Source organism: Nocardia sp. NPDC051463 (genome assembly GCF_040681975.1).
In the GTDB taxonomy this organism is placed as follows: domain Bacteria; phylum Actinomycetota; class Actinomycetes; order Mycobacteriales; family Mycobacteriaceae; genus Nocardia.
This window is the reverse complement of the sequence record NZ_JBFBAB010000002.1, coordinates 160,301-186,574: the sequence shown is the minus strand read 5'-3', so window position 1 is coordinate 186,574 and position 26,274 is coordinate 160,301. Positions and strand designations below refer to the sequence as shown.

The window sequence follows — 26,274 nt, the reverse complement described above, 5'->3', positions numbered from 1 at the left end:
ACTTACCCGCTTCTCTCTCACAACACCGGTCCGGCCGATATCGTGCGCCGGTTGTACCAGTAACGTCGGACGGATGAGCGAGGCTGTGATCCCTGCCGCAGTGGGCACCCCACCGGGCATTACTCCCGAGTCGACCACCGGCGACCTCGAGCCGCTGCCGCTGACCGGCGAGCGCACCGTACCCGGCATCGCCGAGGAGAACTACTGGTTCCGCAGGCACGAGATCGTCTATGCGCGCCTGCTGAAGCGATGCGCGGGAAAGACGGTACTGGAGGCCGGATCCGGGGAGGGTTACGGCGCGAACATGATCGCCGACGTGGCCACCAAGGTCATCGGCCTCGACTACGACAGCAGCGCGGTCGCACACGTGTGCGCACGCTACCCACGCGTCGAGATGCTCCAAGGCAATCTCGCTGCGCTCCCACTGGACAACGCCGCGGTCGACGTGGTGGTGAATTTCCAAGTCATCGAACATCTTTGGGACCAGGGACAGTTCATTCGCGAATGCCTTCGAGTGCTGCGGCCGGGCGGCGAGCTGCTCATCAGCACCCCCAATCGGATCACCTTCTCGCCGGGTCGCGACACGCCGCTCAACCCGTTCCACACCAGAGAGCTGAATGCCGCTGAGCTGGCCGAACTGCTGGTCGAGGCCGGATTCGAGGTCACGCTGATGACCGGCGTGCACCACGGCCCGAGCCTGAAAGCGTTGGACACCAAACACGGCGGCTCGTTCATCGACGCCCAGATCGAACGCGCGCTCGCCGGCGAGCCGTGGCCCGCCGAGCTGACCGCCGACGTCGCGGCTGTCGGCATCGACGATTTCGCCCTGGTCACCGACGACATCGATGCAAGCCTCGACCTGGTCGCCATCGCGGTGAAGCCTTGAGCAGCTCGACCGTACCCGGCCAGTTCACTCTGGTCTTGCATTCACACCTGCCCTGGCTCGCCCATCACGGCCGCTGGCCGGTCGGCGAAGAATGGCTCTATCAGTCCTGGGCGGCGTCCTACCTCCCAGTCGCGGAGGTACTGAGAAACCTTGCCGCCGAGGGACGTTCACACCTGCTGAGCCTGGGGATCACCCCAGTGCTCGCCGCCCAGCTCGACGATCCACACTGCCTGTCCGGCATGCACCACTGGCTGGGCAACTGGCAGCTGCGTGCCGACGAGGCCGCGATGGCCGGAAACACCGCGCTCGGCAGGCACGAACACCAGCTGGCCACCGCCGCACTGGCCGACTTCGAACAGCGCTGGCGGCACGGCGCGGCCCCGGTCTGGCGGGCCCTCATCGACGCCGACGCGATCGAGCTGCTCGGCGGTCCGCTCGCGCATCCGTTCCAGCCACTGCTGGACCCGCGGCTGCGCGCCTTCCAGCTCACCGAGGGGCTCGCCGACGCACAGCAGCGCTGGGGCCATACCCCAGCCGGGATCTGGGCGCCGGAATGCGGCTACACCCCGGGCATGGAGACCGGATACGCCGACGCCGGTGTGACGCATTTCATGGTCGACGGTCCCGCGCTGCGCGGCGACACCTCGCTGGGCCGACCCGTTCACGAGTCCGATGTGGTGGCCTTCGGACGGGACCTCCAGGTGAGCTACCGAGTGTGGTCGCCCAAATCCGGCTATCCCGGACACAGCGCCTACCGTGACTTTCATCACTATGACCACGCGACCGGTCTCAAGCCCTCCCGCGTCACCGGCAAGACGGTGGCGGGCCCGGACAAGGCACCGTACGACCCGGAACTCGCCGCCGCCGCGATCACCCGCGATGTCGACGATTTCGTACAGACAGTGCGCGAGCGGCTGATCGCCGAATCCGAGCGGATCGGCCGTCCCGCCCTGGTCGTGGCCGCTTTCGACACCGAACTGTTCGGCCATTGGTGGCATGAGGGTCCGCAGTGGCTCGAGCAGGTCCTGCGTGCGTTGCCCGAGGCAGGCGTGTCGGTCGGCACCCTGGCCGGTGCCCGCGAACGCGGATTCGTCGGCGAGCCGGTACCGCTGGCGGATTCGTCGTGGGGCTCCGGCAAGGACTGGCGGGTCTGGGCCGGCGACCAAGTCCGTGACCTGGTGGAACTCAACGACGACATCGTCCGCCTGACCCTCGACACCGTCGACAAGATGCGCACCGCGGACGGCGGCGCCGAACTGCGCGACCACGTCGCCGACCAGCTGCTGCGCGAGGCGGTCCTCACTGTGTCCAGCGACTGGGCCTTCATGGTCAGCAAGGACTCGGCGGCGGGGTACGCCAGGGATCGCGCGCACCGGCACGCGCATGCCGTCCGCGAGATCGCAGCCGCGGTCGGGGCGGGCCAAGTCGCCAAAGCACAACACTTGGCGGCAGGATGGGGTGCGGCTGACGGATTCTTCCCCGGTGTGGACGCACGGCGACTTGCCTATTCTGGGTCCGGTCATCACGCTGCCGCGCCGGAAATTGCGCCGGGACCAGGCCCCGCCACGGACCAAGGCTCCGCCTCAGAAGGACATGCATGAAGATTTTGATGGTGTCGTGGGAGTACCCGCCGGTCGTGGTCGGCGGGTTGGGCAGGCACGTGCATCACCTGGCGATCGAGCTGGCCACCGCGGGCCACGAGGTCGTCGTGCTGTCGCGTCGCCCTACCGGCACCGACTCCTCGACCCATCCCACCCACTCCTTCATCGCCGATGGTGTACTGGTGGTCGCGGTCGCGGAGGATCCGCCGTGTTTCGACTTCGGCGACGACATGCTCGCCTGGACGCTGGCCATGGGGCACGCGATGGTGCGGGCCGGTGTCGCACTGGGCAAGCCGGGCATCGGTGACGGCTGGGTCCCCGACGTCGTGCACGCGCACGATTGGCTGGTCGCCCATCCTGCGATCGCTCTCGCCGAGTATTACGACGTGCCGCTGGTCTCGACGTTGCATGCGACGGAGGCGGGCAGGCACAGCGGCTGGGTATCGGGCCGGGTCAACAAGCAGGTCCACTCGGTCGAATGGTGGCTCGCCAACGAGTCCGACGCGCTCATCACCTGTTCGGCCTCGATGCAGGACGAGGTGGAGCGGCTCTACGGGCCGGAGCGGATTCCGCTGCGGGTGATCCGCAACGGCATCGACGTCGGCGCCTGGACCTTCCGTCCGCGCGCACCGCGCACGGGCCCGCCGCGGCTGTTGTATGTGGGGCGGCTGGAGTACGAGAAGGGCGTGCAGGACGCGATCGCGGCGCTGCCCAGGATCCGGCGCGCGCACCCCGGCACCACGCTGACCGTCGCCGGAGTCGGCACCCAGTTCGAGTGGTTGCGCGAGCGGGCCCGGGTGCATCGGGTGGCGCGTGCGGTGACCTTCGCCGGACAGCTCGGCCACGAGGAGCTGCTCGGCTGGTTGCACGGCGCCGACGCGATCGTGCTGCCGAGCCGCTACGAACCGTTCGGCATCGTCGCCCTGGAAGCGGCCGCGGCGGGTATCCCGTTGGTCACCTCCACCGCGGGCGGTCTCGGTGAACTCGTCGTCGACGGTGTCACCGGCGCGTCCTTCGAACCCGCCGACGTGGACGGACTCGTCGATGCGGTCCGTGCCGTGCTCGACGACCCCGCAGCGGCCCAGGATCGCGCCTACGCCGCCCGCGAACGCCTCACCGCCGACTTCGCCTGGGACGTCGTGGCCGCCGAGACGATCCAGATCTACCAGTCCGCGAAACGCCGCGTCCGCAACCCGATGGGCCGTCCGACGATCGTGGAACGCCCACTCCCCGAACGCGATCCGAACCAGCCCGTCTGAGCGCCGCGACTACGCTTCCAGCTTCTTCACGACCTTCTGGACGGTGAGCCACGTGCGCGTGGTGATCTCCTTGCTGTAGGTCTTCTCCATCCAGGCCATGAAGTCCGGGGTGCGCGGCTCGGTGTTGTCGATGACCGAGAGGACGACGCGGGCCTTCTTGTCATAGCCGACGATGCGGACGCCCGGCTCACTGTGCTTCAGCAGCTCCGCGGTGATCTTCGATGGCGGCTGCTTGAAGAAGGTCGCGATCAGGTAGGTTTCGCGACCGTGCGTCAGACCGGGGAACGGATCGGTATCGAGCAGATCCCGCAGTTCTTCGTAGCTGCGAATGATCGTGCCGCCCGGAATCCCGAGCTCGCTGTTCAACGCGTCCTGAATGCGCGCTTCCAACTCCGGTATGTCGGTATCGGCGCTGCGGAACACCACATTGCCACTCGACAGCAGCGTCGTGACGTGCTCGAAGCCGAGACCCTCGAACACCCCGCGCAGCTTCTCGTTCTTCATGTTCGGGTTGGTCGGCATGATCCCGCGCAACAGCGCGGCGTACCTGTTCATAGCGCCGACCGTACCCATCGTGACCGACAAACACCGGCTCGCCCGGCCTGCGGGTCGAGCGCGGCCTGCGACACGGCTACGCCGACTGCGTGACGCCGTTCTTCTTGCGCGCGATATCTTCCAACGCGGCAACGTATTTCGCGCGCTCCTGCGCGCCCGCCTCCCACGTCTCCTTGCGGTTCTTGACTACCTTGGCCGGGGCCCCGACGGCGATGCTGTAGTCGGGGATCTCGCCCTTGACCACCGCGTGCGCACCGAGCACACAACCGCGGCCGACGCGCGTCTCACGCAGCACGGTCACCTTCGCGGCGATCCAGGTGTCCGGGCCGATGCGCACCGGGCTCTTCACGATGCCCTGATCCTTGATCGGCATGTTGATGTCGTCCATACGGTGGTCGAAGTCGCAGATGTAGCACCAGTCGGCGACGAGCGTCGACTCACCGATCTCGATGTCGAGATAGGTGTTGACGACGTTGTCCTTGCCGAAGACCACCTTGTCGCCGATGCGCAGCGAACCCTCGTGGCAACGAATGGCGTTGCCGTCGCCGATGTGCACCCAGCGACCTATCTCCATCCGTCCGAGCTCCGGTGTCGCGTGGATCTCCACCCCGCGGCCCAGGAAGACCATGCCGCGCAGCACGATGTGCGGGTTGGCCGCCTTGAATTTGAACAGCCGGTAGTAGCGCACCAGATACCACGGCGTGTACGCCCGGTTGGCGAGCACCCAGCGCAGCGAAGCTACGGTCAGAAAACGTGCCTGCAGCGGATCCCGGCGGCGCGATCCGCGCCACCGCGAGCGCAACGGTGCGCCCCACATGCTCGTCACGAACGATCTCCTTCGTGGTTCTTCGGGTCGCGTCCGACCCGGCCGCAACAGATAGAGCCTATCTGCCTGCATCTCCGGAGGACGCGGTGCCCACCACGACACCCCTGGGACTCGTACACCCGCCGATGACCCTCCCGTACAGTGACTCCGAACCCGCACGCGGACACCCGGCTCGGGTGGGGAACGAGCTGAGGTTCGACACGCTTCGGTCTCGGGCGAGCGGCCGAAAACGACAGGAGAGCAGCAGGTGCGAAGCGGCGGCGTACTGGCTACATCCAGGTGGCGTCCGGTGCGGCGGCGGGCAGCGATCTCGCTGGCCGCGATCGGTGTGCTGGCGTTGACCGGCTGCGGCACCGATGTCGACGACATCACCGTCGGTCCGGGCACGGGTTGGCCCTCGGCGCATCACGACGCCCGTAACGACGGAACGAGCCCGGTCACAGGGTCGCGGAGGATGACGCTGAGTTGGTCGCGCCCGCTCGGCGGTCCGATCGAGCAGGCCGTCACGCTCGGCCCGGACGGGCAGATGTTCGTCACCGCACGGACGCCGTCGGGGTGCGTGATCTTCTCCTTCCAGATGCGCAGCGGCCGTAAGCGTTTCTGCAACCAGCAGCTCGGCCCGAATACGGTCTCCGCACCGTCGGTGGTCGACGGGGGCACCAATGTGTATGTCGGGGACGACGGCGCGCTGAATGCCTTCAACTATCTCGGTCAGCCACGCTGGCGCACTCCCGTTGCGGGGGTTCCGGTTTCGGTGCAGTTCACCGGCGACGGCGATCTGCTGTCGGTGACACAATCCGGCCAGGTGGACGTGCTCTCGCGCCAGACAGGTGAGCGTGTGGTCCCCACGGTGCAGCTACTCGGCGAGCCCGACTTCCTCGAATATCCGGATCTCACCCGACCGGCCTCGGGCCAAGGTCTCGACGACTGTTCCACCGGCGGCCCGCAGTGCCCCATCGCGAATATCTCGGCGATGGACGTGTCGACCGGCCGTTTCTTCGTCACAGTGTGGAAGCCGGGCGCGCCCACCGCCGCCCTGGTGGCAATGCGCTACGGCAACAACACGATCGAGCAGCAGTGGCACGCGGACATACTCACCGACGGCAGCGCAACCAGCCCGGCCCTGTCCGCCGACGGCACGACCGTCTATGTGGGCGACAACAGCAACCGGCTCATCGCCATGGATGCCGCCGACGGCCACACCAAATGGGTGCACGCCCTCGAATGGGCGCCGCGCGGCGGGATCTCGGTCTCCGGCGACGGCCTGATCATCCCGGCGGGCGACGACGGCTATTTGGTCGCGCTGCGGGACACCGGCAGCACGGCCGAAATCGTCTGGGAGCGTAAGGATCTCGCCCTACGCGGCATTCCGGTGCAGACCGACGGCGGCACCGGATACACCGCCGCCGCCATCGGCGAGGGCCTGAACCTCATCACCTTCGACACCAAGACCGGGACGACCCTCGACTCGGACGCGCTTCCGGACGCCAAGGGCAGCACCACGGGCACCTCGATCGGGGCCAAGGGTGAGGTCGTGCTCGCCACGCGCATCGGCGAATTGTTCGTCTTCAAGCCCGAGGAGTAGGGGACGCGCGGGCCTGCCGAGCACGGTGCGCGGTGCACAGGAAGGCGGCCGCGGTGCGGCCGATTCGCGTGATGACCAACGTATAAGGCTGGGAGCCGGACGGTTTCAGCCTGCGGCGCAGCAGATCGGGATCGACATCGACTCCACGCACCAGAATCTCCAGCGGCCCGCACTCACGCTTGCGCAGCTCGGTGCGCAAGCTCTTCTCTCGGTAGTCGAGCCGATCGATGATCCGGAAGCCGCGCACCCCGTCGGGCACCTGGTCGCCGGTGAGGTAGGCGATGCGCGGGTCCAGTTGCCATAGACCGTGTTTCGCCGCATAGTGGCGCACCAGGCCGGCGCGCACGACGGCACCGTCCGGGTCGATGATCCACTCCCCCGGATCCTGTTCGGGAATCTCGTCGGGCTCGGCATCGGTGAGTGTCCAGGATTCGCCGTGGGAGTCCAGCACCGTCGCCCGGCGGGTGCCGGTCTCGGCCAGTCCCGGCGACCACAGGCAGGCCTCTCGCACGGCCCCGTCCAAAGACACCACTTCGACCTCGCCCGACCAGTCGAGTCGATCGAAATCCAGCCCGGGCGCACACTTCACGGCGAGATCGCGACCCGGGTAGGCGGCAAGCAGATCGGGCAGAGGCGGTTGCAGCTTGGCCGGATCGTGGGTGCGGCGACCGTCGGCCCGCCGGGCGGGGTCGGCGATGACGACCGTGCCGACACTGCACGACACCAGGGCATCCGCCTTGGCCAGCACCACGTTTCGCGCACCTGCCAGATTGTGCGCGGCCATCGAGAGTCGAACATCGTCCAGATCACTACCGATCACGGCCGGGCAGGCACGAGCCAGCTCCGCGAGTTCCGCGCCGATGGAGCAGGTCACGTCGTGCACAGCCCGATCGGCCAGCCGCGCGGCGCGGTGCCGGGCCACCAGGGTGGGGGTGGCCTGCTGCAGCGCGTCATCGGTGAACAGCCACGCTCCGGCATCGGAGAGCTTCGTCGCGGCTCGTCGGCGCAACCGTACGGTCTCGACAAGGGCGGCGGCGCGGTCGCCGTGCGCACGACGCACCCACTCGAGATCGCGCAGGTGCGTCGTGGTGGTCAGCTCCAGCCCATCCACCTCGGCCAGCGCGGCGATACCCGCCGCACCGCCGAGAAATGTGACATCCTCGGCGCCGAAGCTGTACCCCACTACTTCGCGGAAGCGCCGGGCTTCACGCCGGTGATCATCGCGTTGTAGAAGAACTGGCGCGGCACCACGCGGCGCATGACGTTCTCGTCCACCCAGCTCAGCCCCAGCCACGCCTTGTACATCGCCAGGCGGTAACCCATGGTGAGCTTCTCCTCGGGCACCGCGGCCTCGAAGGTGCGCACCGGCCAGCCCCACAGGGCGGCGGCGAACTCCTCGGTGGTCGCCTTCACCTCGACCGCGCCCGCCGAGGACGCCATGGCCTCCAGCTCGCGCGGGTCGAAGGTGTGCAGATCGACGACCGCTTCCAGCGCCGCGGCACGCGACGACTCGTCCAGCTCCGTCTGCGGCCGTCGCCAGCCCGCCAATGCGGGCAGCTTGGTAACCGTGGTGGTGGCCTTCCAGGTGATCCGGCCCAGCCACCGTGCGTAGAAGTTGCCCGCCGTGGTCGGCTCGCCCGCGAAAACGAAACGCCCGCCCGGCTTGAGCACCCGGAGGCATTCCTTCAGCGCCAGCTCCACATCGGGGATGTGATGCAGCACCGCGTGCCCGCACACCAGGTCGAAGGTGTCGTCGTCGTACGGGATGGTCTCGGCGTCGGCAACGCGGCCGTCGACATCGAGCCCGAGGTTTTGCGCATTGCGCAGCGCGACCTTCACCATGCCCGGCGAAAGGTCGGTGACCGAGCCGGACTTCGCGACGCCGCCCTGCATCAGGTTCAGCAGGAAGAAGCCGGTGCCGCAGCCGAGTTCCAGCGCCCGCTCGTATGGCAGGGGGGCGGGACCCACGGCGGCGTCGAACCGACCGCGGGCGTATTCGATACAGCGCTCGTCATAGGAAATCGACCATTTGTCGTCATAGGTCTCGGCTTCCCAGTCGTGGTACAGGACCTGGGCGAGCTTTGTATCCTTGAGCGCTGCTTCGACCTCGGCCTCGGTGGCATGCGGGTTCGGCGCGGGGTCGTCGGAACGTACCGTCATGGTCGGCTAGCCTAGCTAACCCGCCGGTGCCGGTCGTCAGCGGAGTAGTGAGTGCCGCCTAATTCGCGGTGCGGGTCCACGGTCGAGAACCCGGTCCGATTTCGGACGCGCTCGGCGAGTTACCCGCGTGCAACCGCCACCGGCTGTTGCACGGAGGGAACTGGAGATCCGCCGAGCTACCGGCCGACGAACGCCGCGGACCCCGGACCGTCAGCCAGGTAGGAACGCGTTCCAATTTCTCGGTCCTCGGTGGTGAACAGATCGGCCCACTCCGTCCGCGCGCGGTCCAGACCGTGCGGACCCGCCTCGAAGACCGCCTTGGCAGCCGCCAACGCACGAGCCGGGCCGCCGATGAATTGCTCGGCCCAGCGCAGCGCGGCGGTGTACACATCATCGGGCGCAACCACCTCATCGACCAGGCCGAGGGCGAGCGCCTCTTCCGCTTCGACGAAGCGGCCGGTGTAGACGAGGTCTTTGGCGGGGCCGGGGCCGATCAACAGCGACAGCCTACGAATCCCCGCGAGCGGCAGCAAACCGGCCTGGATCTGTGGTAACCCGAGCTTGACGTTGTCGCCGATGATGCGCCGGTCAGCACCGAGCGCCAGTTCCAGCCCGCTGCCGAGGCCGTAGCCGGTGATCGCGGCTACCGTCGGTTGTCCGATCTTGGCCAGGCAACCGAGAGCGGTCTGCAGATCGGCTGCCATGGCGGCGGCTTGATCGGGGTCCAGCCCGGACAGTTCGGCGAGATCGTCACCCGCCGAGAACACGCGCTCGTCGCCGTAGACGACCAACGCCGCGACGCGGGTGTCCGCGGCGACCGTTTCTGCTGCCGCGGCCACTTCCCGCACCAGCTGCACGGTGAACTGGTTCATCGGCGGGCGGGCGATCCGGAGCACGGCCACGCCACGCGCGGCACCATCCTCGGGCAGATCCAGGGTCACGAATTCGGCCATGGAACGCCACGCTACCGGGTAGCCGCCGGTTTCCTCACTTGCGCACGGATCCCTTGAGCCGACCCTGATCCGGGAGGTCGGCGAAGTAGCGCTGATTGTCGGGGAAGGTCAGCACCTGACGTCCTTCGACCGCCGACAGCACCGGCATGATCGGGTCGATGACCACCTCGGCGGCGAGAATGTCCGCGGTGGAAGCGAACTCGCTCAGCGCGACGAGCTGCGCCCAGGTGGGGGGCAGCAGAATATCGGTGCCCGACCGCCAGCGATCCAGCGCTTCGGCAGGCGTACGCCACTGCACCTCCTCGGCCTCGGAGGTGGCTCCGTCGGCCAGCTGCCCCTCGGGCAGCACGGCGACAAAGAACCTGGTGTCGTAGCGGCGCGGCTCGATCACCGGGGTGATCCAATTCGCCCACGGCCGTAGCAGATCCGCGCGCAGCACGAGTTTTTCCTCGGCGAGGAAGGCGGCGAGCGATACGTCACGGCGTTCCAGCCGCCCCCGGGCATCGCGGTAACCTGCGGTGTCCGAGACGACGCTAGCAGCGGTCGGCCCCGCAAGCAGCACGCCGCATTCTTCGAACGTCTCGCGCACCGCGCCTGCCACCAATGCTTTGGCACGCGCCTCCGTGGTGCCGAATTTCGCGGCCCACCATGCGGGTTCGGGCCCGGCCCACTCGATGTCGGCGGTCCCGTCCGAGGGGTCGACGCCACCACCGGGGAATACCGTCATCCCTGCGGCAAAGGCCATTGCGCCCACCCGGCGCTGCAGGAACACCTCTGGTCCCGCGGCGCCGTCTCGCACCACCATGACCGTCGACGCGTCTTTGGGCGACGGCACCTGCGGCTGAGAGCCGGCCTGCGCGTTTGTCTCACTCACCCTTGCACCCTAGCGCCTGCTTGGTACTGGGTCGCCTGGCCTATCCGAGTCAGCGCATCGAGCGCGGCTCCGCGCTGCCGAGAGGGTGCGACGATCGCAGCGCACACTCGGCACCGGTCATGATCCGAAGGACATGCTGCCCTGCGGGTCGAATGGGGTTCACCGAACAGTTCGAGTCGACGCCGTAAGGTGCGCCGACAACCAACAGCCCGTGCGGCGACTTATCGGCGGCGGCGAAATGCGGCGACCGCCTCGGCCTACTGGCGTGACCGGTGCCGCCCCAAGCGGCGCGAGCGGCGAGCGAAATAGCGGCCGTCGACTCGGTCCAGGGCGATGGACTGACTGAAGGCCGCACTCAGATTGTCGGCGGTCAACACTTCCGGTAGCAGGCCCTGCGCGACCACGGCGCCCTCGTTGAGCAGCAGGCCGTGGGTGAAGCCGGGCGGGATCTCCTCGACGTGGTGGGTGACCAGCACCATGGCCGGCGCGTCCGGGTCCGCGGCCAAGTCGCCGAGGCGTTCCACCAGCTCCTCGCGACCACCGAGATCGAGTCCGGCGGCGGGCTCGTCCAGTAGCAGCAGTTCCGGGTCGGTCATCAACGCGCGGGCGATGAGGACCCGTTTGCGTTCGCCTTCGGAAAGGGTGCCGTAGGTGCGATCGGAAAGGTGTTCGGCGCCGAGGCTTTCCAGCATGTCGATGGCGCGGTCGGTGTCCAGGTCGTCGTAGCGCTCTCGCCAGCGACCGAGCACGGCATAGCCCGCGGACACCACCAGGTCGCTGACCTTTTCGTCGCGCGGAATGCGGCTGGCCACCGCGGCCGAGGACAGGCCGATCCGCGGACGCAATTCACTGACGTTGGTCTTGCCGATCACTTCACCGAGTAAGTGGGCGATCCCCGAGGTCGGATGTACTTCGGCGGCTGCCATCCGCAGCAGGGAGGTCTTGCCGGCGCCGTTGGGGCCGAGCACGACCCAGCGTTCGTCTAGCTCGACCTGCCAGGTGACCGGACCGACGAGGGTGTGACCCGAGCGTCGGATGGTCACGTCGGTGAAATCAATAAGAAGATCGGGATCCGGTTGCGGCACGGGCTCCATCTTGGACCAAATGTGCCGCGTTCGTACTACCGACCCATGGCGTATTCCCCGACCTGGCGATCTTGCGACGGCGCACGGCCGAGAGTTCGTCCACCGGCCAGGCGGCAGCCTTCGATCGATCGAGCGGCGTGGACGTCGGCGAGCGGAACAGCCGCGCGAAAATCAGTGCTAGCGGAATCGAGCAGACCACCCATACGGCGAGAATCACCAACGGCGTTGTCATCATGCGGTCCTCCGGCGAGTTACGTGCGGGCGGTCCTGTTCCGTCTCAATACCCAGATAAGCGCGATGCGAACCCCATTGTGCCGAAAACGGGATCACCAGTGCCCCGTAATCGGTTTCGTCTCGCGGCGAAGCAAGCAGCTAGCAAATCCTGCCCCGGCGCGCGCCTGGACACCGAGTCATCTCGCTGTCTTCCCGGCCATGGACGACGCCCATACTTCCGAATGGTTGTACCGTCCAGGCCCCGGGACAGTTCATTTCGATCCCGGTACCGCGATCACCGTCATAGAACCCGGCGCGACCTCGGTGAATCCGGCATCGCGTACCGCGACCGCGGTGCCGAGTCGCACCTGATCGACCAGTGTCGCCCACCGATCCTTGTCTGCTTCCCTTACCGCACACCGGAATCCGCGTTGTGCCCATCGATAGGCATGCTCCTCGGGCAACGCGCCCGCAAGCAGCATGCTGGCATGCCCGACCTGTGCGGCCGCCTTGCCCAGAGTCATACCGAGCTCCGAATTCACCCACAGCGTGGGGAGTCCGGGATCGGCGGAACCAGGATCGTCGTGTTCGAGATCGGTGCCGCCGATCTGCAAGCGCTTGATCCGTGGATCCACCGCACCCACGGGTCCCGGCACCAACGCTCGTGCCTGGGCGCCATCGACTTCGACAGTCACCCCTGGCACCTCGCCTGCGGCCAGCCACTGCGCACCGCGCGCACGGCGGGCCACCTTGCGGATCCGCGATCGCTTCCATCCGAGATAGCGCTGCTCCCATTCCCCACCGGGCCCGACCCGCGCATCCAGACACAGAGCCACGCTCGCCGCCGCGGCCGCCTCGAGCAGCGCGCTGCGGCGCGGTGGATCGGCCTTGGGTATGTGCAACACCATCTGCATCGCCTGCACCATGGCCGGATCGTCCGGATCGCCCGCGCCACCGTAGCCCTGTGCGAGCTCCGCATGCCGGAAATGGAATCCCGCTGCATCGATGTCTGTTTCGCTGCCGGCCCGGACATCGGCACCACATTCCGGGAAACCCGTCATTACTCCACCTTGATCGTCAACGAGAACTTCTGCGCCGGGTCGATGCCCTGCTCCCACGGTCGCGTGTAGTGCAGCGTGAGTTGCGCCACGCCCACACTGTTTCCGACGAACGTCCACACCGCAGTACCGCCGGACCCCGGTGCAGCTGGAACATTCGGATCGGGGCGATAGTCGGGCTCACTGTCCTGCCGTAGCACTTGCTGCTCGAGCTCCCCCAGCGCCCACGTATAGCCAGTAGAAGGATTCGCGGGCAGCGACACAACGAGCTGCTGGCCGATCCGCAGCGTCCGCTCCTGGCCGTTGTTCGAATCGGTTACCGCGAGTGCGTCATGCGCCGCGTGTGAGGTCGGCTGCGCCGAGGACGTCCTCTTCGTCTCCACGTCGGAGTCGTTCGTGCCGCATGCGACGAGTGCTGAGGCGAGAACGAGCACCAGCAGGAACTTTCGCACCGCAGCCTCCGATCGATGAATGATCAACTTCTGCGAGCCTACCGACACGAGCTGTGTGTCCGCGGCCACCGATACCCGAACAGGCGAGTGCCGGATGGTATTCCAGCGATTCGTCGGAAGTCCCGGTCGAGGCACCGACGACAGGGCTTCACCTACCGATGAGGGGCACCCGACGCACGCCGCCGTCGCGAGCATCGGCAGCTTCCACCTCGTCGCGGGTAACACCGAGGATGAACAGCACCGCGTCCAGGTAGGGATGCGACAGCGCGGCGTCGGCAACCTCGCGCAGCGCGGGCTTGGCGTTGAAAGCGACGCCGAGGCCCGCCGCATTGAGCATGTCGATGTCGTTGGCGCCATCGCCGACCGCCACCGTCTGCTCCATCGGCACGCCGGCTTCCGCGGCGAATTCACGCAATGCGGTCGCCTTGAACGCCCGATCGACGATCTCACCGACAACCTGACCGGTCAGCTTGCCGTTCTTGATCTCCAAGGTATTGGCCTGCACGAAGTCCAGTTCCAGCTCATGGGCGAGTGGCTCGATCACCTGGCGGAAGCCGCCCGACACCACGCCGCAGCGGAAACCGATCCGGCGCAGCGTCCTGATGGTGGTGCGCGCGCCCGGCGTCAGCTCGATCCGGTCGGCGACTTCATCGATCACCGAGGCATCCAGCCCCTCCAGCGTCGCCACCCGTTGCCGCAGCGATTCGCCGAAGTCGATCTCACCGCGCATGGCGGCCTCGGTGACCTTGCGGACTTCTTCCTCGACCCCCGCGTGCGCGGCGAGCATCTCGATGACCTCGCCCTGGATGAGGGTCGAATCGACGTCGAACACGATGAGCCGCTTGGCGCGGCGTGCCAGGCCCGCACGCTCCACCGCGACGTCGACCTGTTCGGCGACAGCTACCTCGGCCAGCGCGGTGCGCAACCGTGCGTCGGCATCGGCATCGGTGTCGGTCGCGGTGACGAGCAGCTCCATGCCGGTCACCGGGTAGTCGGCGATGCCGCGGATGGTGTCGATATTGGCGCCGAGGCTTGCGAGCTGGCGCGACACCGAACTGAACGCGCGCGCGGTGACCGGGCTGCCGAGAATCACCACCGCGTGCGTGGACATCGGCTGCCTGCCGATCTCGGCGTCGACCTCCACGTCGACATGCATGCCGACGGTGTTCATCGCCTCTTCGAGCTCGTCCTGCAATGCCTCGGGGTCATTCGGGCAGGTGACCAGTACCCCGAGCGTCAGGCGCCCACGGATCACCACCTGCTCGACGTCCAGCAGGCTGACCTGGTGCCGCGACATCGCCGCGAGCAGCACGGACGTCACACCGGGCCGGTCCGGCCCGGTGACGGTGACGAGAACTGTGGTGTCGGCCAACTGATGTGCTCCAAGTTCGAGTGTTTGCCGTCGCGGTACTGGACCTCGTTGTCGCTGCGCCGACCGCATTGTCGCTTGCGCCAGCATCGCCGCTGGTGCGGATGTGCTCCACAAACGAGTGTGCACCCGCTGGTCACCAGCAGGTGCACACTCGAGAATGCTACTTCGTTGCCGCTATGCCAGTGCGGCGACTAGTTCTTGACGAGGGCGCCTTCGTGCACCTCGGTGGCGTGCTTGCCCGAGCCCCAACCCACGTGGGCCTCGGCGCGCATGCGCTCGACCATGTGCGGGTAGTGCAACTCGAACGCCGGACGCTCCGACCGGATACGCGGCAGCTCGTAGAAGTTGTGCCGCGGCGGCGGGCAGGTCGTCGCCCACTCCAGGGAGTTGCCGTAGCCCCACGGATCGTCCACCGTGACCACTTCGCCGTAGCGGAAGCTCTTGAAGACGTTCCAGACGAACGGCAGCATCGACGCGCCGAGGATGAACGCTCCGATCGTGGAGATCGTGTTCAGCGTGGTGAAACCGTCGCTGGGCAGGTAGTCGGCGTAACGACGTGGCATGCCCTCGGCGCCCAGCCAGTGCTGCACCAGGAACGTGGTGTGGAACCCGACGAAGGTGGTCCAGAAATGCCACTTGCCGAGCCGCTCGTCCATCATGCGACCGGTGATCTTGGGGAACCAGAAGTAGATGCCCGCGAAGGTCGCGAACACGATGGTGCCGAAGAGCACGTAATGGAAGTGCGCGACCACGAAGTACGAGTCGGTGACATGGAAGTCCAGCGGCGGGCTCGCCAGGATGACACCCGAGAGGCCACCGAAGAGGAAGGTCACCAGGAAGCCGATCGACCACAGCATCGGCGTCTCGAAGGTCAGCTGACCGCGCCACATGGTGCCGATCCAGTTGAAGAACTTCACACCCGTCGGCACCGCGATCAGGAAGGTCATGAACGAGAAGTACGGCAGCAGCACGGCGCCGGTCGCGTACATGTGGTGCGCCCACACCGCGATCGACAGCGCGGCGATACCCAGCGTCGCGTACACCAGCGTGGTGTAACCGAAGATCGGCTTACGCGAGAACACCGGGAAGATTTCCGACACGATGCCGAAGAACGGCAGCGCGATGATGTACACCTCGGGATGACCGAAGAACCAGAACAGGTGCTGGTAGAGCAGGATGCCGCCGGTGGCGGGGTCGTAGATGTGCCCGCCCAGGTGACGGTCGTAGGCCAAGCCGAAGAGCGCGGCGGTCAGCAGCGGGAAGGCGAGCAGGACGAGCACACTGGTGACGGCGATGTTCCAGGTAAAGATCGGCAGCCGGAACATGGTCATGCCGGGGGCACGCAGGCAGACGACGGTGGTCAGCATGTTGACGCCACCGAGGATGGTGCCCAGACCCGAGACGGCGAGACCGAGGATCCACAGGTCGGCGCCCACACCGGGCGAATGCAGGATGTCGGTCAGCGGCGTGTATGCCGTCCAGCCGAAGTCCGCCGCGCCACCCGGGGTGATGAAGCCGGCGGTCGCCATGGTGCCGCCGAACAGGTACAGCCAGTAGCTGAACGCGTTCAGCCGCGGGAAGGCGACGTCGGGTGCACCGATCTGCAGCGGCAGCACGATGTTGGCGAAGCCGAACACGATCGCGGTCGCATAGAACAACAGCATGATGGTGCCGTGCATGGTGAAGAGCTGGTTGAACTGCTCCGGGGAAAGGAACTGCAGGCCGGGACGTGCCAGCTCGGCGCGCATCATCAGGGCCATCAGACCACCGACGAGGAAGAAGCTCATCGCGGTCACCAGGTACATGGTGCCGAGGACCTTGGGGTCAGTGGTGGTGACCATCTTGTAGAGGAACGAGCCCTTCGGCCCGGTCCGAGCCGGATACGGCCGAGTCGCTTCCAACTGAGGGACTGGCTTTGGCTCTACGGCAGTCACTGATCCTCCTGAAAGGTGCCTTTAGGTCGCTCCGCAGGCTCCGCTTCATGCGCCGATCTCGGTGCCGAGATAGACGACGGTTCGCTTGCGCTCATGGAATCGTAAACGGTGCTGCCGCCGCCGTCCGCACGGGTCCTACTCTCTGTCGTATTTCGTTGATCCGCCGCCCAGCTGCCCCGCGCCGGAATCTCGCTCTACCGGCACGACCATCGACGATGAATTCCGGATGCGGCGCACGTCTGCATCAGTGACAGGTGTTCCTACCCCTGGCCAGGAGTCCACTCATGACAGACAACGCGACCACCAAGCCCGGCGACCCGACCTGGGTCGACCTCTACACCGCCGATCCCGACCGCGCGATCGATTTCTACGGCGAGCTCTTCGGCTGGACAGCCGAGCGGGCAGACGAAGAATTCGGTGGCTACATCACCTTCCGCAAAGACGGCAAGGCTGTCGCGGGCGCAATGGGGAAGATGGCGGGCGGTGTCGAGGGCCCCGACCAATGGACGGTCTACCTCGCCGCCGTGGATGCCAAGGCGACAGCCGACGCGGCGGTAGCCCATGGCGGCACTGTTGTGCTACCGCCCATGGATGTGGGCGATTTGGGCGCGATGGCGGTGCTCGGCGATATCGGCGGTGCGGGCGTCGGCATCTGGCAGACCGGCACCTTCGCCGGCTTCGAAACACTCGGCCTCGTCACCGGCGGTAGATGGAGCGACCATGCGGGCGCCCCGTCCTGGTTCGAGCTGCATACCCGCGACTACGACGCCTCGCTGGCCTTCTACCGCGACGTGTTCGGTTGGCAAGACCCGTTCACCATCGCCGACTCACCGGAATTCCGCTACACCACGATCCATTCGACCAGTCCGATGCTCGGCGGTGTGATGGACGCGTCGACGTTCCTGCCCGAGGGCGCACCCGCAGGCTGGACGGTGTACTTCGGCGCCGACGATGTCGACGCGGCCGCCGCGAAGGTGGTCGAACTGGGTGGGGCGGTGGTGGTCCCGGCCATGAACTCGCCTTATGGACGCATGGTCGGAGTCGCCGATCCGACCGGTGCTCGTTTCAGCATCGGCGGCGAAACGACCTGAGCGCGACGACACTCGACCGCAGGAATCCGTGCCGCGTTTTCCTGCGCCGCGTCGCGTGGTGGCCTCGTATCGTGCCGACGCCGACGCATGTACCCTCACCCGCATGCCGGTGAGCGCCCTTGTTCGCACCCGAAACCACACGAACTCGACCCGATACGGCACGCTCGGTCGCCGAAGCGCGGCCGTCGCCGTGCTGTGCACAGCCGTCCTCGCAGCAGGTTGTAGCAGCAAAACCGACGATGCCGCCTCGATCGTGCGCACCACGACGAACATTGCGGGCGCGGGTGTGGTCGGACTCGAGCGCGACACCACCACAGCCTGCGCACTACCGAGCGCGCCGGATACGGCGAGCGGCACCCGCACCGTCACCCATGCCGCGGGGGTCTCCGAGGTGCCCGCGGACCCGCAACGCATCGTGGTCCTCACCACTTCGGCGCTGGATGCGACCTGCGCGCTCGGTCTGTGGGAGCGCGTCGTCGGTGCGACCACAGATGACGGAACGACCCCACACCCGGCCTATCTCGGCTACGGCGTCAACAAAATTCCCAGCATCGGCACCGCCGCACAGCCCGATCTCGCCAAGATCGCCGAGCTGCGTCCCGACGTGATCATCGGCGATCTACGCTCGGGCACAGCCGGTTTCGACGCATTGCAGGCCATCGCACCCACCGTGCTGGCAGGCACCACCAGTGGCTGGCAGGCCGAATTCACCGGGCTCGCAGCGGGTCTCGACCGTAGCAATGCCGCTACGACCGCGCTGACGAACTACCGCACCGAGGCTGTCGACACCGGTAATGCGGTCATCGCCAACCAGACCCAGGCCTCGGTCGTCCGGTTCACCGCCGACACGGACCAGGTCCAGGGCACCGACAGCTTCGCGGGCGGAGTCCTCGCCGACGCGGGCGTGCGGCGCCCGATCGTGCAGCGTGGCCCCTCCTTCGACATCGGTGCTGCCGATCTCGACAAGGGCGAAGGTGATCTCATCTACGTGATCTTCGCGGGCGAAGCAGGCAAGAAGCACGGGGAATCCGTGTTGCGCAGCGCCGCATGGAAAGAACTCGGCGCCGCCACCGATCACCGTGTCTTCGCCGTCGAGGACGCCGTCTGGCACGGCAGGGGCCTGACCGCCGCCCGCGCGCTGCTCACCGACATCCGCGGCACGCTCAACGGGTTCGTCACCGACTGACCGAACTCGACTCGATCGCGCTCGGACTCGATCGCCGAACAATCGCCCTTTCGCGGATACGAGCCCCAGGATGGTGCCGAATCCTCGTTACGCGCAAGTCGATGCGCTGACCGGTAACTCAATTCGGCTCCGCCCGGTGAATATCGAATTCGATCCGATGCCCACCGAGACCACACTCCGCGCCGGATGAATATCCCCAACCTCGAGAAGCTTTGCGGGAACCGATTCCTGCACACTGAATACCTGGCGTGGGTCGCCACCGAAAAGATTCCCCAGATAGAAAAGGGGCGTCGGCATGGGTGGCATCTCTCCGGCCACCGACGAGCTCTTGGCGATAGTGGCCCGGCTCGGAAAGGCCACAGAGGGTGCGGCGCATGGCGTCAGCGACCGCTTGAGACGGACCGGCGACCATGCACAATCGGCTGCCGTAAATGCGGTCTGGGGGGATGCGGCCGGCGTAGGGCCGATAGGTTCGCATCACTTCGACGGCGGCCGGGCAGATTCCGATTCGCACGGTCAGTTGTTCGGCCTGGACTTGACCGGCCAATGGCGGCAACTCGAAGCCGATGACGTGCATTCGGTGCGAATGAACGACGCCGAGGGCAATCCAATCGGCGTGAGTTTCCCGTTGGGGGCCGATGATGTTGGGAAGATCACCGACTGGGCGCAAGCCGAGCACCGGGACGACTGGCGGGTCTATGCCGCGGAGGGATCGGGTACGGAGTGGCGACATTCCCGCGATCAGGAGGCGCCGTGGGCGAAGGACGTCGAAGCCGGCAGACCGCCCATCTACATCAATGCCCACTCCAGTGAGGAATATTTCGTGGTCCAGGCCACGCTCGGGCCACCAGGGTCGAAGAAGACAACCCTCGTATTGAACGGCGAGAACTACGGCAAGCTCGTCGCTGCCAATAGCAATTTCAGGAGGGCCGCCGACCTACATCCGGAGAGCCCGCTTGTCATGATCTCGTGCAATGCCGGCGCCCCCGGGGCTCACTCGGCACGCACCGCCGCGCGCTCGCTGCATGCGTCCGGCCACGCGAACCGAGACATCCATGCGCCGACCGCAGGCTTCGTTACCAATACATCAGCCGATGGTCACTCATCCAGATTAGGGATACTCCCCACCTACGATGCGGCGGGAAACGAGCTACCACGAATCAAGACCTTTCCGGCGCCATCCCGATCAACCACCGCACCCGATCCGGCAGCGCCGCCCTGATCTCCAAGGCCAGGAAGCCGATTCACGCGTCACTCCCCACGTGCGGGCAGCCGGACCGGCAGAGTACGGTCCCCGCGCTCCCTCAGTCGGCGGCGCGCAGCGCGGCACCGACCAGACGGAACTGTGCTCGACCTCCGGGGTTGATCAGGATGTCGGTACCCTCCGGCACTATCTCCGAGAGCTTGCTACCGACCACCGGCCACGAACGGGCAGTGGTCAATCGGGACCGGTGCAGCTCGGCGGTCACTATTTGCACACAGGGAACCCCATCGGGCGACAACACGATCACCGGGTCGTCGTTCTCGTCCCATCCGATCTGCACCACGGTGTCGCGGATGGCGGGAATGATCTGATCGCCGATATCTTCGCCCCGAGCCGCCAGCCGCAACAGCGCGTCGAGCGGATCAGTGGGGGTGGACTGGTTGCCTGGCACATAATTCGGATTCGGCTCGAAAGGCCCGACTCCACCGTCGGCGGCGACCATCCAACCGCCGACGATGACCTCTCGTGGCGGCATGCTGTCCGGCGCGCCTGCCGTCCAGCCCGGATCGAGTAGTACGAACCAGTTGTCCCGTCGGACCGCGCCCGGCATCGGCTCCGGCACCAGTGCTCCCTCTCTTCGGAGTTTCGATTATCGCACCGGCCCGAAGATCTCGGGATTTACCGACCCGCTGATCGCACTTGCGGCCGAAATACCGGACATTCCGTAGGCCGACGGCCCCTTTCCTTTCGTCCCGGGTCAGGTGCTGAATAGGTCTTGCAGCAGCGGCGAGGATTCCGTCGACTTCGTCGTTGGTCATATAACCCCGCGTCACGCCCGAAACGGGCGGGCCCATACCCGGGCGACGGATCCAACGGGCCCGATGTGCTCATCGAGTCCGGTATTGTGCGCCGCGATATCACCGGCAGCTTCGGGTCGTATGCTGGTGTCGCCCATGGTGTTCCGATGACACTCGAGTTGACGTTGCAAGACCTGGCAATGAACGGTGCGGCGGGCGCCGGCATGGCCGTGTATCTGTGGCATTGCGATCGGAACGGCAAGTATTCGTTTGTACAGCGACGGCACCATCGGCCAGAACTATCTGCGCGGCGTCCAAGTGGCGGACGGCGATGGCAGGGTCGCCTTCGAATCCGTCTTCCCCGGCTGCTACTCCGGCCGGTGGACCTATATCCACTTCGAGGTCTACGACTCGCTCGCGGTGGCCGTCGCGGGTGATAACGCCCGCCTCACCTCGCAGATCGCTCTCCCCCAGGACGCCTGCGCCGCGGTGTACGCCTACGACTCCGGCTATGCGAAGAGCATTCCCAACCTCGCCGACGCCTCGTTGGCCTCGGACAACGTCTTCGGTGACGGCTGGGACGCCGAACTCGCCACCGTGTCCGGCACGCCCGCGTCCGCATTGTCGGTCGCGCTCACCGTGGGTGTCGCCGACAAGTCGCAGAACACTCGGTCCGACAACGGCCCGGGTCAGCCACCGGGCGACCCCGATGGCCGACCGCCAGGGGGTAGGTGAGAGACGACTCGGCCCTCGGGTCCCGTACTGGACAGGACTCGAGGGCCGAGCCCGCGAAACGGGCGGCGTCTGTGTCAGTCGGCGCCGAGCTGGCGGGCCAGCGCCCAGATCACCAGGATGTCAATCGCGATGATCACCAATGCCCAGAAGGGGTAGATGGGGGCGAACAGGAAGTTGTCCAGGATGCTGAGCGACGCCATCACGATACCGGCCAGATAACCCCAGGTCTTGCCGGTGATGATGCCGAAACCCGCGATAACGATCAGCGCCGCGATCACCAGGTGGATCCATCCCCATGCAGACACGTCGACGAGGAACACCTGGTCTTGGGTCACCACGAAGATGTCGCGTCCAGCGATGGCGGCGATCGCCGTCAGCAGGTGCAAAACACCGGTGATCAGGATCAGGACGCCCGCGAAAATCGTCATGTCGTTGAGCGCCGGACGTGTCGGGGTCGAGACGGGACTGGTCATAACACACACTCCTTCCGAAACGCGTGGTAATCGCCTATCCGCCACAACGTATCCGGTACGCGGCCCGAATCGGCGCAGGCCATGGGGCGAGTTCGGCGCGCGGCCACCCGTGCGACTACTTGCCGACGCTGACCACCGACTGGGCCACCGCTTCTTTTCGTGGACGTGCCAGGGCGCTCGGCCACCAGATGCGATCGTTGATATCCAGGGTCAGCGCGGTCACCAAGATCGAGCGGACGATCACCGTGTCGAGCAGAACGCCGACCGCAATGACAATGCCCACTCGGCGAACGTCACCACCGGCATGGTCGCGAAGACCGCGAATGTGCCGGCCAGCACAAGCCCCGCCGAGGTGATCACCCCGCCGGTCGCGGATAAACCGATCAGCGCACCATGGCGCGTGCCGTGCTTGTTCGCCTCCTCGTGGACCCGCGACATCAGGAATATGTTGTAGTCGATGCCGAGTCCATGGCGCCGAGCGCGATCGGCTCGGCGAATGCGGCACCGGCATTAGCCGATCCAAGGACAGCTAACCGCACGACAAGGCCCCAGACCATGCGATCGGTCACGGCTCGGCACCGGAACACCGCGGTAGGCAAACCACCGGCGATCGATCAGAACGCGCCGGGTCCGATGCGCTCGAATCACGAGTCATGACGGACAATGGGTCCCGCATGCGGTGGTCATGGGCGTATCTGCGCCACAGTGACACGCACCGCTGCAACACAAGGTGTTGTGCTGCATAGACTTGTCACCCACTAGGAGTAGTGTTCAGTGGGTAGCAATTCTGTGACGGCAGCGTGCTCGGGAAGGGTGTGGAGGCAGGATGAAACTGATCGATCGGGTGTCGGCGATCAACTGGAATCGGGTGCCCGACGAGAAAGATGCCGAGGTCTGGGACCGACTGACCGGCAACTTCTGGCTGCCCGAAAAGGTGCCGGTGTCCAACGACATTCCGTCGTGGAACACCCTCACCGCCGACGAGAAGCAATTGACCATGCGGGTGTTCACCGGCCTCACGCTGCTGGACACCATTCAGGGCACCGTCGGCGCGGTGAGCCTGATTCCGGACGCACTGACCCCCCATGAGGAAGCGGTGTACACCAACATCGCGTTCATGGAGTCGGTGCATGCCAAGAGCTACAGCTCCATCTTCTCCACGCTGTGTTCCACCCGTGAGATCGACGACGCGTTCCGCTGGTCGGAGGAGAACCGAAACCTGCAGCGCAAGGCCGAGATCGTACTGGAGTACTACAACGGCGACGATCCGCTCAAGCGCAAGGTGGCCTCCACCCTGCTGGAGAGCTTCCTGTTCTACTCCGGTTTCTACCTGCCGATGTACTGGTCCTCGCGGGCCAAACTCACCAACACCGCCGACCTGATCCGGCTCATCATCCGCGATGAGGCCGTGCACGGCTACTACATCGGCTACAAGTATCAGAAGGGTCTCGAGCTCATCGGCCAGGCCGAGCGCGACGAGCTCAAGAATTACACCTTCGAGCTGCTCTTCGAGCTCTACGACAACGAGGTCGAGTACACCCAGGACCTCTACGACGAGGTGGGTCTCACCGAGGACGTCAAGAAGTTCCTGCGCTACAACGCCAACAAGGCCCTGATGAACCTGGGCTACGAAGGCCTGTTCCCCAAGGACGAGACGGACGTGAATCCCGCTATCCTGTCGGCACTTTCGCCCAATGCCGACGAGAACCACGACTTCTTCTCCGGCTCCGGTTCCAGCTACGTCATCGGCAAGGCAGTCAACACCGAAGACGCCGACTGGGAGTTCTGACCGCGCACCCTGCCGCTGCGATTCCGGCAGCGGCAGGGCACCGGCACTCTCGATCCCGAAATTACTTGTCGCCGTTGGGCTTCTGCAGAATTCGCAGAATTTGAGCAACGTCGGCCTTCAACCCACCGACATCAACCTTGATGGTGCTGACATCTGTCTCTACAGATATCAACCGGCGATCCATCGTGTCTTGACGCGACGCCATCGACTCCAAACCCACCGCCATCGCATCCTGACGCGACGCCATCGACTCCAAACCCACCGCCATCGCATCCTGACGCGACGCCATCGACTCCAAACCGACCACCATCGCATCCTGACGCGACGCCATCGACTCCAAACCGACCACCATCGCATCCTGACGCGACGCCATCGACTCTTGGCGCGATGCGATATTGCCGATGTCGACGCCCATCGAAATCAACCGCGAGGCGACCGAGCGGCCGTCCAGATCACCGATATCGGTGTTGATATCCGCGATACCGGTGTGGATCGCGGCCAGCTGCTCGTGAATTTGCGTCACCGTCACAGTATCCCGTGTGATTTGGTGATCACGCCATAGTTCTAGTTCGCATACACGCTGTTCAAGTGGTTTCCCGCTGCTACTCATGGGTCGAGCCCTCCCCTTCGTCACATCGCATCGAAAACATGTTCGACAATAATCGACAACACTGGCCTATGCCAGTGCTTTGCCGAAGCGAAGCGAAGTTGTTGCCGATGCATGTGCATCGACGAGAGCCCGAGGGGCCCTGCACAATTCGGTCAGATGCCCAGAACGATCTTGGCCGTAGTGAAGTAGATGATCAGACCCGTGGCATCGACGAGGGTGGTCACCATGGGGGCGGAAACCACGGCCGGGTCGATGCGCAGCCGCTTGGCCAGTAGCGGCATGGTGCCGCCGATGGTGGCAGCCCAGGCGCAGATCAAGATCAGGGTGATGCCGACAACGAGCGCGACCTTCGCGCCGACGAACAATGCCCCGATGATCACGCCGGCACCAGCCAGCATGCCGCCGAGCACCAGGCCGACCCGGCATTCCCGCCAGATCACCCCGAGCAAGTCCGAACCGCGCACCTCACCGACGGCGAGCGCGCGCACGCAGGAGGTGGCCGCTTGCGCGCCCGCGTTCCCGCCAGCACCGATCAGTAGCGGAATGAACAGCGCCAAGTGCGCGGCCTGCTCCAGGGTTCCGGAGAAGAAGTCGGTGACGCTGACGGTCAACGTCGCCGCGAGCAGCAACAGCAGCAGCCACAGCGCGCGATAGCGAGCGAGCTGAAACACCCCCGCCGCCATGTAGTGACCTTCCCACGGCGCGGATCCGGCCTGCTTGGCCACGTCCTCGCTGTCAGCCGCCTCGATGACCTCGACCGCGTCATCGATGGTGAGCAGGCCGACGAGCCGGTCCTCGCTGTCGACGACCGGCAGGTTGATGTCATTGGTCTCGCGCATCAGCCGCGCGGCCTTTTCGGCGGAGTCGGTGGCCCGTACGAAGGCGGGCTCGGTGACGACGAGTTCGGAGACCATCGTGTCCGGTCGGCTCAGCACCAGCTCGCGCAGTTCCACGATGCCGGTGAGGCGGCGGCCCGAGTCCACCACCGGCAGTGTGTACACCGTTTCGGCGTTGATTCCCTTGATCCGCACCGTCTGCAACGCATCGGCGACGCTCAGATTGCGCGGCAGCGCAACAACTTCCGGCGTCATGTACAAACCGACGGAGCCCTCGGGGTAGCCCAGCAGTGCAGCGGTCATCCGGCGCTCACGCTGGCTCAGCCCTGCGAGCACCTTCTTGGCGACCTTGGCAGGCGCCTCACGCAACATCCTGGCCCGGTCGTCGGGATCCATACCCTCGACGAGCTCGCGGAAGGTCTGGTCGCGCAGGCCCTGCAGGATCTGCTGCTGGTCGACCGGTTCGAGTTCCTCGAACACCGCAAGTGCCAGATCCTTGTCCAGCAGCCGGAAGGCCATACCCGCCTGAACGGCGTCCATGCGGGCGAGCTGGTCGGCAATGACGTGCGGTGGGTGGTTATCGAGCCATTCGAGCGCGGCGTCCACGCGGTGGGCGTCGACGGCATCCTGCAACGAAACGTCGGGCAACGCGACGTCGGGCAGCGATTCGGACAGCGTCGAGCGTGCATCGATGAGTTCGGTCTGCGACATGGGAAGTCCTCAGCAGAGCGGGAGTGAAT

23 protein-coding genes and 2 pseudogenes are annotated in these 26,274 nt (G+C 66.1%); 9 read left to right on the top strand and 16 right to left on the bottom strand.

What is annotated here, in order from left to right; genetic code table 11:
* Positions 1-73: 73 nt before the first annotated feature.
* Genes AB0M74_RS06520 through AB0M74_RS06510 form a run of 3 tightly spaced genes read left to right on the top strand, consistent with a single transcriptional unit; the run spans position 74 to position 3,746 of the window.
* Positions 74-886: a methyltransferase domain-containing protein gene (locus AB0M74_RS06520; protein ID WP_364902338.1), complete on the top strand. Its 813-nt coding sequence runs from the start codon at positions 74-76 to the stop codon at positions 884-886.
* Positions 883-2,487, top strand: coding sequence for a glycoside hydrolase family 57 protein (locus AB0M74_RS06515; RefSeq protein ID WP_364902336.1), 1,605 nt, complete (start codon positions 883-885; stop codon positions 2,485-2,487). The genes AB0M74_RS06520 and AB0M74_RS06515 overlap by 4 nt, the downstream gene beginning before the upstream one ends.
* Positions 2,484-3,746, top strand: coding sequence for a glycosyltransferase family 4 protein (locus tag AB0M74_RS06510; protein WP_364902335.1), 1,263 nt, complete (start codon positions 2,484-2,486; stop codon positions 3,744-3,746). Before AB0M74_RS06515 ends, AB0M74_RS06510 begins: the two co-directional genes overlap by 4 nt.
* 9 nt (positions 3,747-3,755) lie before the next feature.
* On the opposite strand, the gene AB0M74_RS06505 is transcribed toward AB0M74_RS06510, so the two are convergent.
* Both AB0M74_RS06505 and AB0M74_RS06500 read right to left on the bottom strand, forming a co-directional pair.
* Positions 3,756-4,301 carry a DUF1697 domain-containing protein gene (locus AB0M74_RS06505; RefSeq protein ID WP_364902333.1) on the bottom strand — a complete coding sequence of 182 codons (546 nt, stop codon included), beginning with the start codon at positions 4,299-4,301 and terminating at the stop codon, positions 3,756-3,758.
* Between the two features lie 76 nt (positions 4,302-4,377).
* Positions 4,378-5,127: an acyltransferase gene (locus tag AB0M74_RS06500; RefSeq protein ID WP_364902332.1), complete on the bottom strand. Its 750-nt coding sequence runs from the start codon at positions 5,125-5,127 to the stop codon at positions 4,378-4,380.
* A gap of 289 nt (positions 5,128-5,416) precedes the next feature.
* Here AB0M74_RS06500 and AB0M74_RS06495 point away from each other — a divergent pair, with 289 nt between their 5' ends.
* On the top strand, positions 5,417-6,712 hold the full coding sequence (locus AB0M74_RS06495; protein WP_364902330.1) for a PQQ-binding-like beta-propeller repeat protein: 1,296 nt from the start codon (positions 5,417-5,419) through the stop codon (positions 6,710-6,712).
* Here the strand turns inward: AB0M74_RS06495 and AB0M74_RS06490 are convergent.
* From AB0M74_RS06490 to ctaD, 9 genes are all read right to left on the bottom strand, one after another.
* Positions 6,696-7,895 (bottom strand): class I SAM-dependent methyltransferase, encoded by a 1,200-nt coding sequence (locus tag AB0M74_RS06490; RefSeq protein ID WP_364902328.1) that lies wholly within the window; start codon positions 7,893-7,895, stop codon positions 6,696-6,698. The two genes, AB0M74_RS06495 and AB0M74_RS06490, sit on opposite strands and share 17 nt — an antisense overlap.
* Positions 7,895-8,872 carry a class I SAM-dependent methyltransferase gene (locus AB0M74_RS06485; RefSeq protein ID WP_364902326.1) on the bottom strand — a complete coding sequence of 326 codons (978 nt, stop codon included), beginning with the start codon at positions 8,870-8,872 and terminating at the stop codon, positions 7,895-7,897. Before AB0M74_RS06485 ends, AB0M74_RS06490 begins: the two co-directional genes overlap by 1 nt.
* A gap of 176 nt (positions 8,873-9,048) precedes the next feature.
* Entirely contained in the window at positions 9,049-9,825 is a 777-nt protein-coding gene (locus AB0M74_RS06480; RefSeq protein ID WP_364902324.1) for an enoyl-CoA hydratase-related protein, read from the bottom strand.
* 34 nt (positions 9,826-9,859) lie between these two features.
* On the bottom strand, positions 9,860-10,630 hold the full coding sequence (locus tag AB0M74_RS06475; protein WP_364902702.1) for an NUDIX hydrolase: 771 nt from the start codon (positions 10,628-10,630) through the stop codon (positions 9,860-9,862).
* A gap of 326 nt (positions 10,631-10,956) precedes the next feature.
* On the bottom strand, positions 10,957-11,793 hold the full coding sequence (locus AB0M74_RS06470; RefSeq protein ID WP_364902322.1) for an ABC transporter ATP-binding protein: 837 nt from the start codon (positions 11,791-11,793) through the stop codon (positions 10,957-10,959).
* 476 nt (positions 11,794-12,269) lie between these two features.
* A complete protein-coding gene (locus AB0M74_RS06465) occupies positions 12,270-13,058 on the bottom strand; it encodes an aminoacyl-tRNA hydrolase (RefSeq protein WP_364902320.1) in 789 nt (262 codons plus the stop codon).
* The gene (locus AB0M74_RS06460) at positions 13,058-13,507 is read right to left on the bottom strand and encodes a protease inhibitor I42 family protein (protein ID WP_364902318.1); all 450 of its coding nucleotides are present in this window, start codon (positions 13,505-13,507) and stop codon (positions 13,058-13,060) included. Before AB0M74_RS06460 ends, AB0M74_RS06465 begins: the two co-directional genes overlap by 1 nt.
* A gap of 148 nt (positions 13,508-13,655) precedes the next feature.
* Positions 13,656-14,948: a phosphoserine phosphatase SerB gene (serB, locus tag AB0M74_RS06455; protein WP_364902699.1), complete on the bottom strand. Its 1,293-nt coding sequence runs from the start codon at positions 14,946-14,948 to the stop codon at positions 13,656-13,658.
* Between the two features lie 122 nt (positions 14,949-15,070).
* Positions 15,071-16,813 carry a cytochrome c oxidase subunit I gene (gene ctaD, locus AB0M74_RS06450; RefSeq protein WP_364902316.1) on the bottom strand — a complete coding sequence of 581 codons (1,743 nt, stop codon included), beginning with the start codon at positions 16,811-16,813 and terminating at the stop codon, positions 15,071-15,073.
* Positions 16,814-17,097: 284 nt separating this feature from the next.
* Between ctaD and AB0M74_RS06445 the strand changes: the two genes are divergently transcribed.
* From AB0M74_RS06445 to AB0M74_RS06435, 3 genes are all read left to right on the top strand, one after another.
* Positions 17,098-17,904, top strand: coding sequence for a VOC family protein (locus tag AB0M74_RS06445; protein WP_364902314.1), 807 nt, complete (start codon positions 17,098-17,100; stop codon positions 17,902-17,904).
* Positions 17,905-18,007: 103 nt separating this feature from the next.
* A complete protein-coding gene (locus AB0M74_RS06440; RefSeq protein WP_364902312.1) occupies positions 18,008-19,090 on the top strand; it encodes an ABC transporter substrate-binding protein in 1,083 nt (360 codons plus the stop codon).
* Positions 19,091-19,418: 328 nt separating this feature from the next.
* Positions 19,419-20,312 carry a hypothetical protein gene (locus tag AB0M74_RS06435; RefSeq protein WP_364902310.1) on the top strand — a complete coding sequence of 298 codons (894 nt, stop codon included), beginning with the start codon at positions 19,419-19,421 and terminating at the stop codon, positions 20,310-20,312.
* 82 nt (positions 20,313-20,394) lie between these two features.
* On the opposite strand, the gene AB0M74_RS06430 is transcribed toward AB0M74_RS06435, so the two are convergent.
* On the bottom strand, positions 20,395-20,916 hold the full coding sequence (locus tag AB0M74_RS06430) for a type VII secretion system-associated protein (protein WP_364902308.1): 522 nt from the start codon (positions 20,914-20,916) through the stop codon (positions 20,395-20,397).
* A gap of 204 nt (positions 20,917-21,120) precedes the next feature.
* On the opposite strand from AB0M74_RS06430, the pseudogene AB0M74_RS06425 reads away from it, so the two are divergent.
* Positions 21,121-21,826 (top strand): annotated as a pseudogene (locus tag AB0M74_RS06425) (dioxygenase); the annotation flags it as partial.
* A 74-nt stretch (positions 21,827-21,900) separates the two neighbouring features.
* Here AB0M74_RS06425 and AB0M74_RS06420 read toward each other — a convergent pair.
* On the bottom strand, positions 21,901-22,299 hold the full coding sequence (locus tag AB0M74_RS06420) for a hypothetical protein (protein WP_364902306.1): 399 nt from the start codon (positions 22,297-22,299) through the stop codon (positions 21,901-21,903).
* Positions 22,300-22,414: 115 nt separating this feature from the next.
* Positions 22,415-22,764 (bottom strand): annotated as a pseudogene (locus tag AB0M74_RS06415) (MMPL family transporter); the annotation flags it as partial.
* A gap of 361 nt (positions 22,765-23,125) precedes the next feature.
* Between AB0M74_RS06415 and nrdF the strand changes: the two are divergent.
* The gene (nrdF, locus tag AB0M74_RS06410; protein ID WP_364902304.1) at positions 23,126-24,088 is read left to right on the top strand and encodes a class 1b ribonucleoside-diphosphate reductase subunit beta; all 963 of its coding nucleotides are present in this window, start codon (positions 23,126-23,128) and stop codon (positions 24,086-24,088) included.
* 61 nt (positions 24,089-24,149) lie between these two features.
* On the opposite strand, the gene AB0M74_RS06405 is transcribed toward nrdF, so the two are convergent.
* Both AB0M74_RS06405 and mgtE read right to left on the bottom strand, forming a co-directional pair.
* The gene (locus AB0M74_RS06405; RefSeq protein WP_364902302.1) at positions 24,150-24,698 is read right to left on the bottom strand and encodes a hypothetical protein; all 549 of its coding nucleotides are present in this window, start codon (positions 24,696-24,698) and stop codon (positions 24,150-24,152) included.
* 152 nt (positions 24,699-24,850) lie between these two features.
* A complete protein-coding gene (mgtE, locus tag AB0M74_RS06400) occupies positions 24,851-26,245 on the bottom strand; it encodes a magnesium transporter (RefSeq protein WP_364902300.1) in 1,395 nt (464 codons plus the stop codon).
* Between the last annotated feature and the right edge of the window lie 29 nt (positions 26,246-26,274).

What these genes read in the sequence shown, in the direction of transcription:
- AB0M74_RS06510 (WP_364902335.1), top strand. Translation starts at nt 2,484, where the DNA reads ATGAAGATTTTGATGGTGTCGTGGGAGTACCCGCCGGTCGTGGTCGGC.
- AB0M74_RS06475 (WP_364902702.1), bottom strand. Translation starts at nt 10,630, where the DNA reads ATGGTGGTGCGAGACGGCGCCGCGGGACCAGAGGTGTTCCTGCAGCGC.
- AB0M74_RS06405 (WP_364902302.1), bottom strand. Translation starts at nt 24,698, where the DNA reads ATGAGTAGCAGCGGGAAACCACTTGAACAGCGTGTATGCGAACTAGAA.
- nrdF (WP_364902304.1), top strand. Translation starts at nt 23,126, where the DNA reads ATGAAACTGATCGATCGGGTGTCGGCGATCAACTGGAATCGGGTGCCC.
- serB (WP_364902699.1), bottom strand. Translation starts at nt 14,948, where the DNA reads ATGCGGTCGGCGCAGCGACAACGAGGTCCAGTACCGCGACGGCAAACA.
- mgtE (WP_364902300.1), bottom strand. Translation starts at nt 26,245, where the DNA reads ATGTCGCAGACCGAACTCATCGATGCACGCTCGACGCTGTCCGAATCG.
- AB0M74_RS06420 (WP_364902306.1), bottom strand. Translation starts at nt 22,299, where the DNA reads ATGACCAGTCCCGTCTCGACCCCGACACGTCCGGCGCTCAACGACATG.
- AB0M74_RS06470 (WP_364902322.1), bottom strand. Translation starts at nt 11,793, where the DNA reads ATGGAGCCCGTGCCGCAACCGGATCCCGATCTTCTTATTGATTTCACC.
- AB0M74_RS06520 (WP_364902338.1), top strand. Translation starts at nt 74, where the DNA reads ATGAGCGAGGCTGTGATCCCTGCCGCAGTGGGCACCCCACCGGGCATT.
- AB0M74_RS06440 (WP_364902312.1), top strand. Translation starts at nt 18,008, where the DNA reads ATGCCGGTGAGCGCCCTTGTTCGCACCCGAAACCACACGAACTCGACC.
- AB0M74_RS06485 (WP_364902326.1), bottom strand. Translation starts at nt 8,872, where the DNA reads ATGACGGTACGTTCCGACGACCCCGCGCCGAACCCGCATGCCACCGAG.
- AB0M74_RS06480 (WP_364902324.1), bottom strand. Translation starts at nt 9,825, where the DNA reads ATGGCCGAATTCGTGACCCTGGATCTGCCCGAGGATGGTGCCGCGCGT.
- AB0M74_RS06505 (WP_364902333.1), bottom strand. Translation starts at nt 4,301, where the DNA reads ATGAACAGGTACGCCGCGCTGTTGCGCGGGATCATGCCGACCAACCCG.
- AB0M74_RS06465 (WP_364902320.1), bottom strand. Translation starts at nt 13,058, where the DNA reads ATGACGGGTTTCCCGGAATGTGGTGCCGATGTCCGGGCCGGCAGCGAA.
- AB0M74_RS06445 (WP_364902314.1), top strand. Translation starts at nt 17,098, where the DNA reads ATGACAGACAACGCGACCACCAAGCCCGGCGACCCGACCTGGGTCGAC.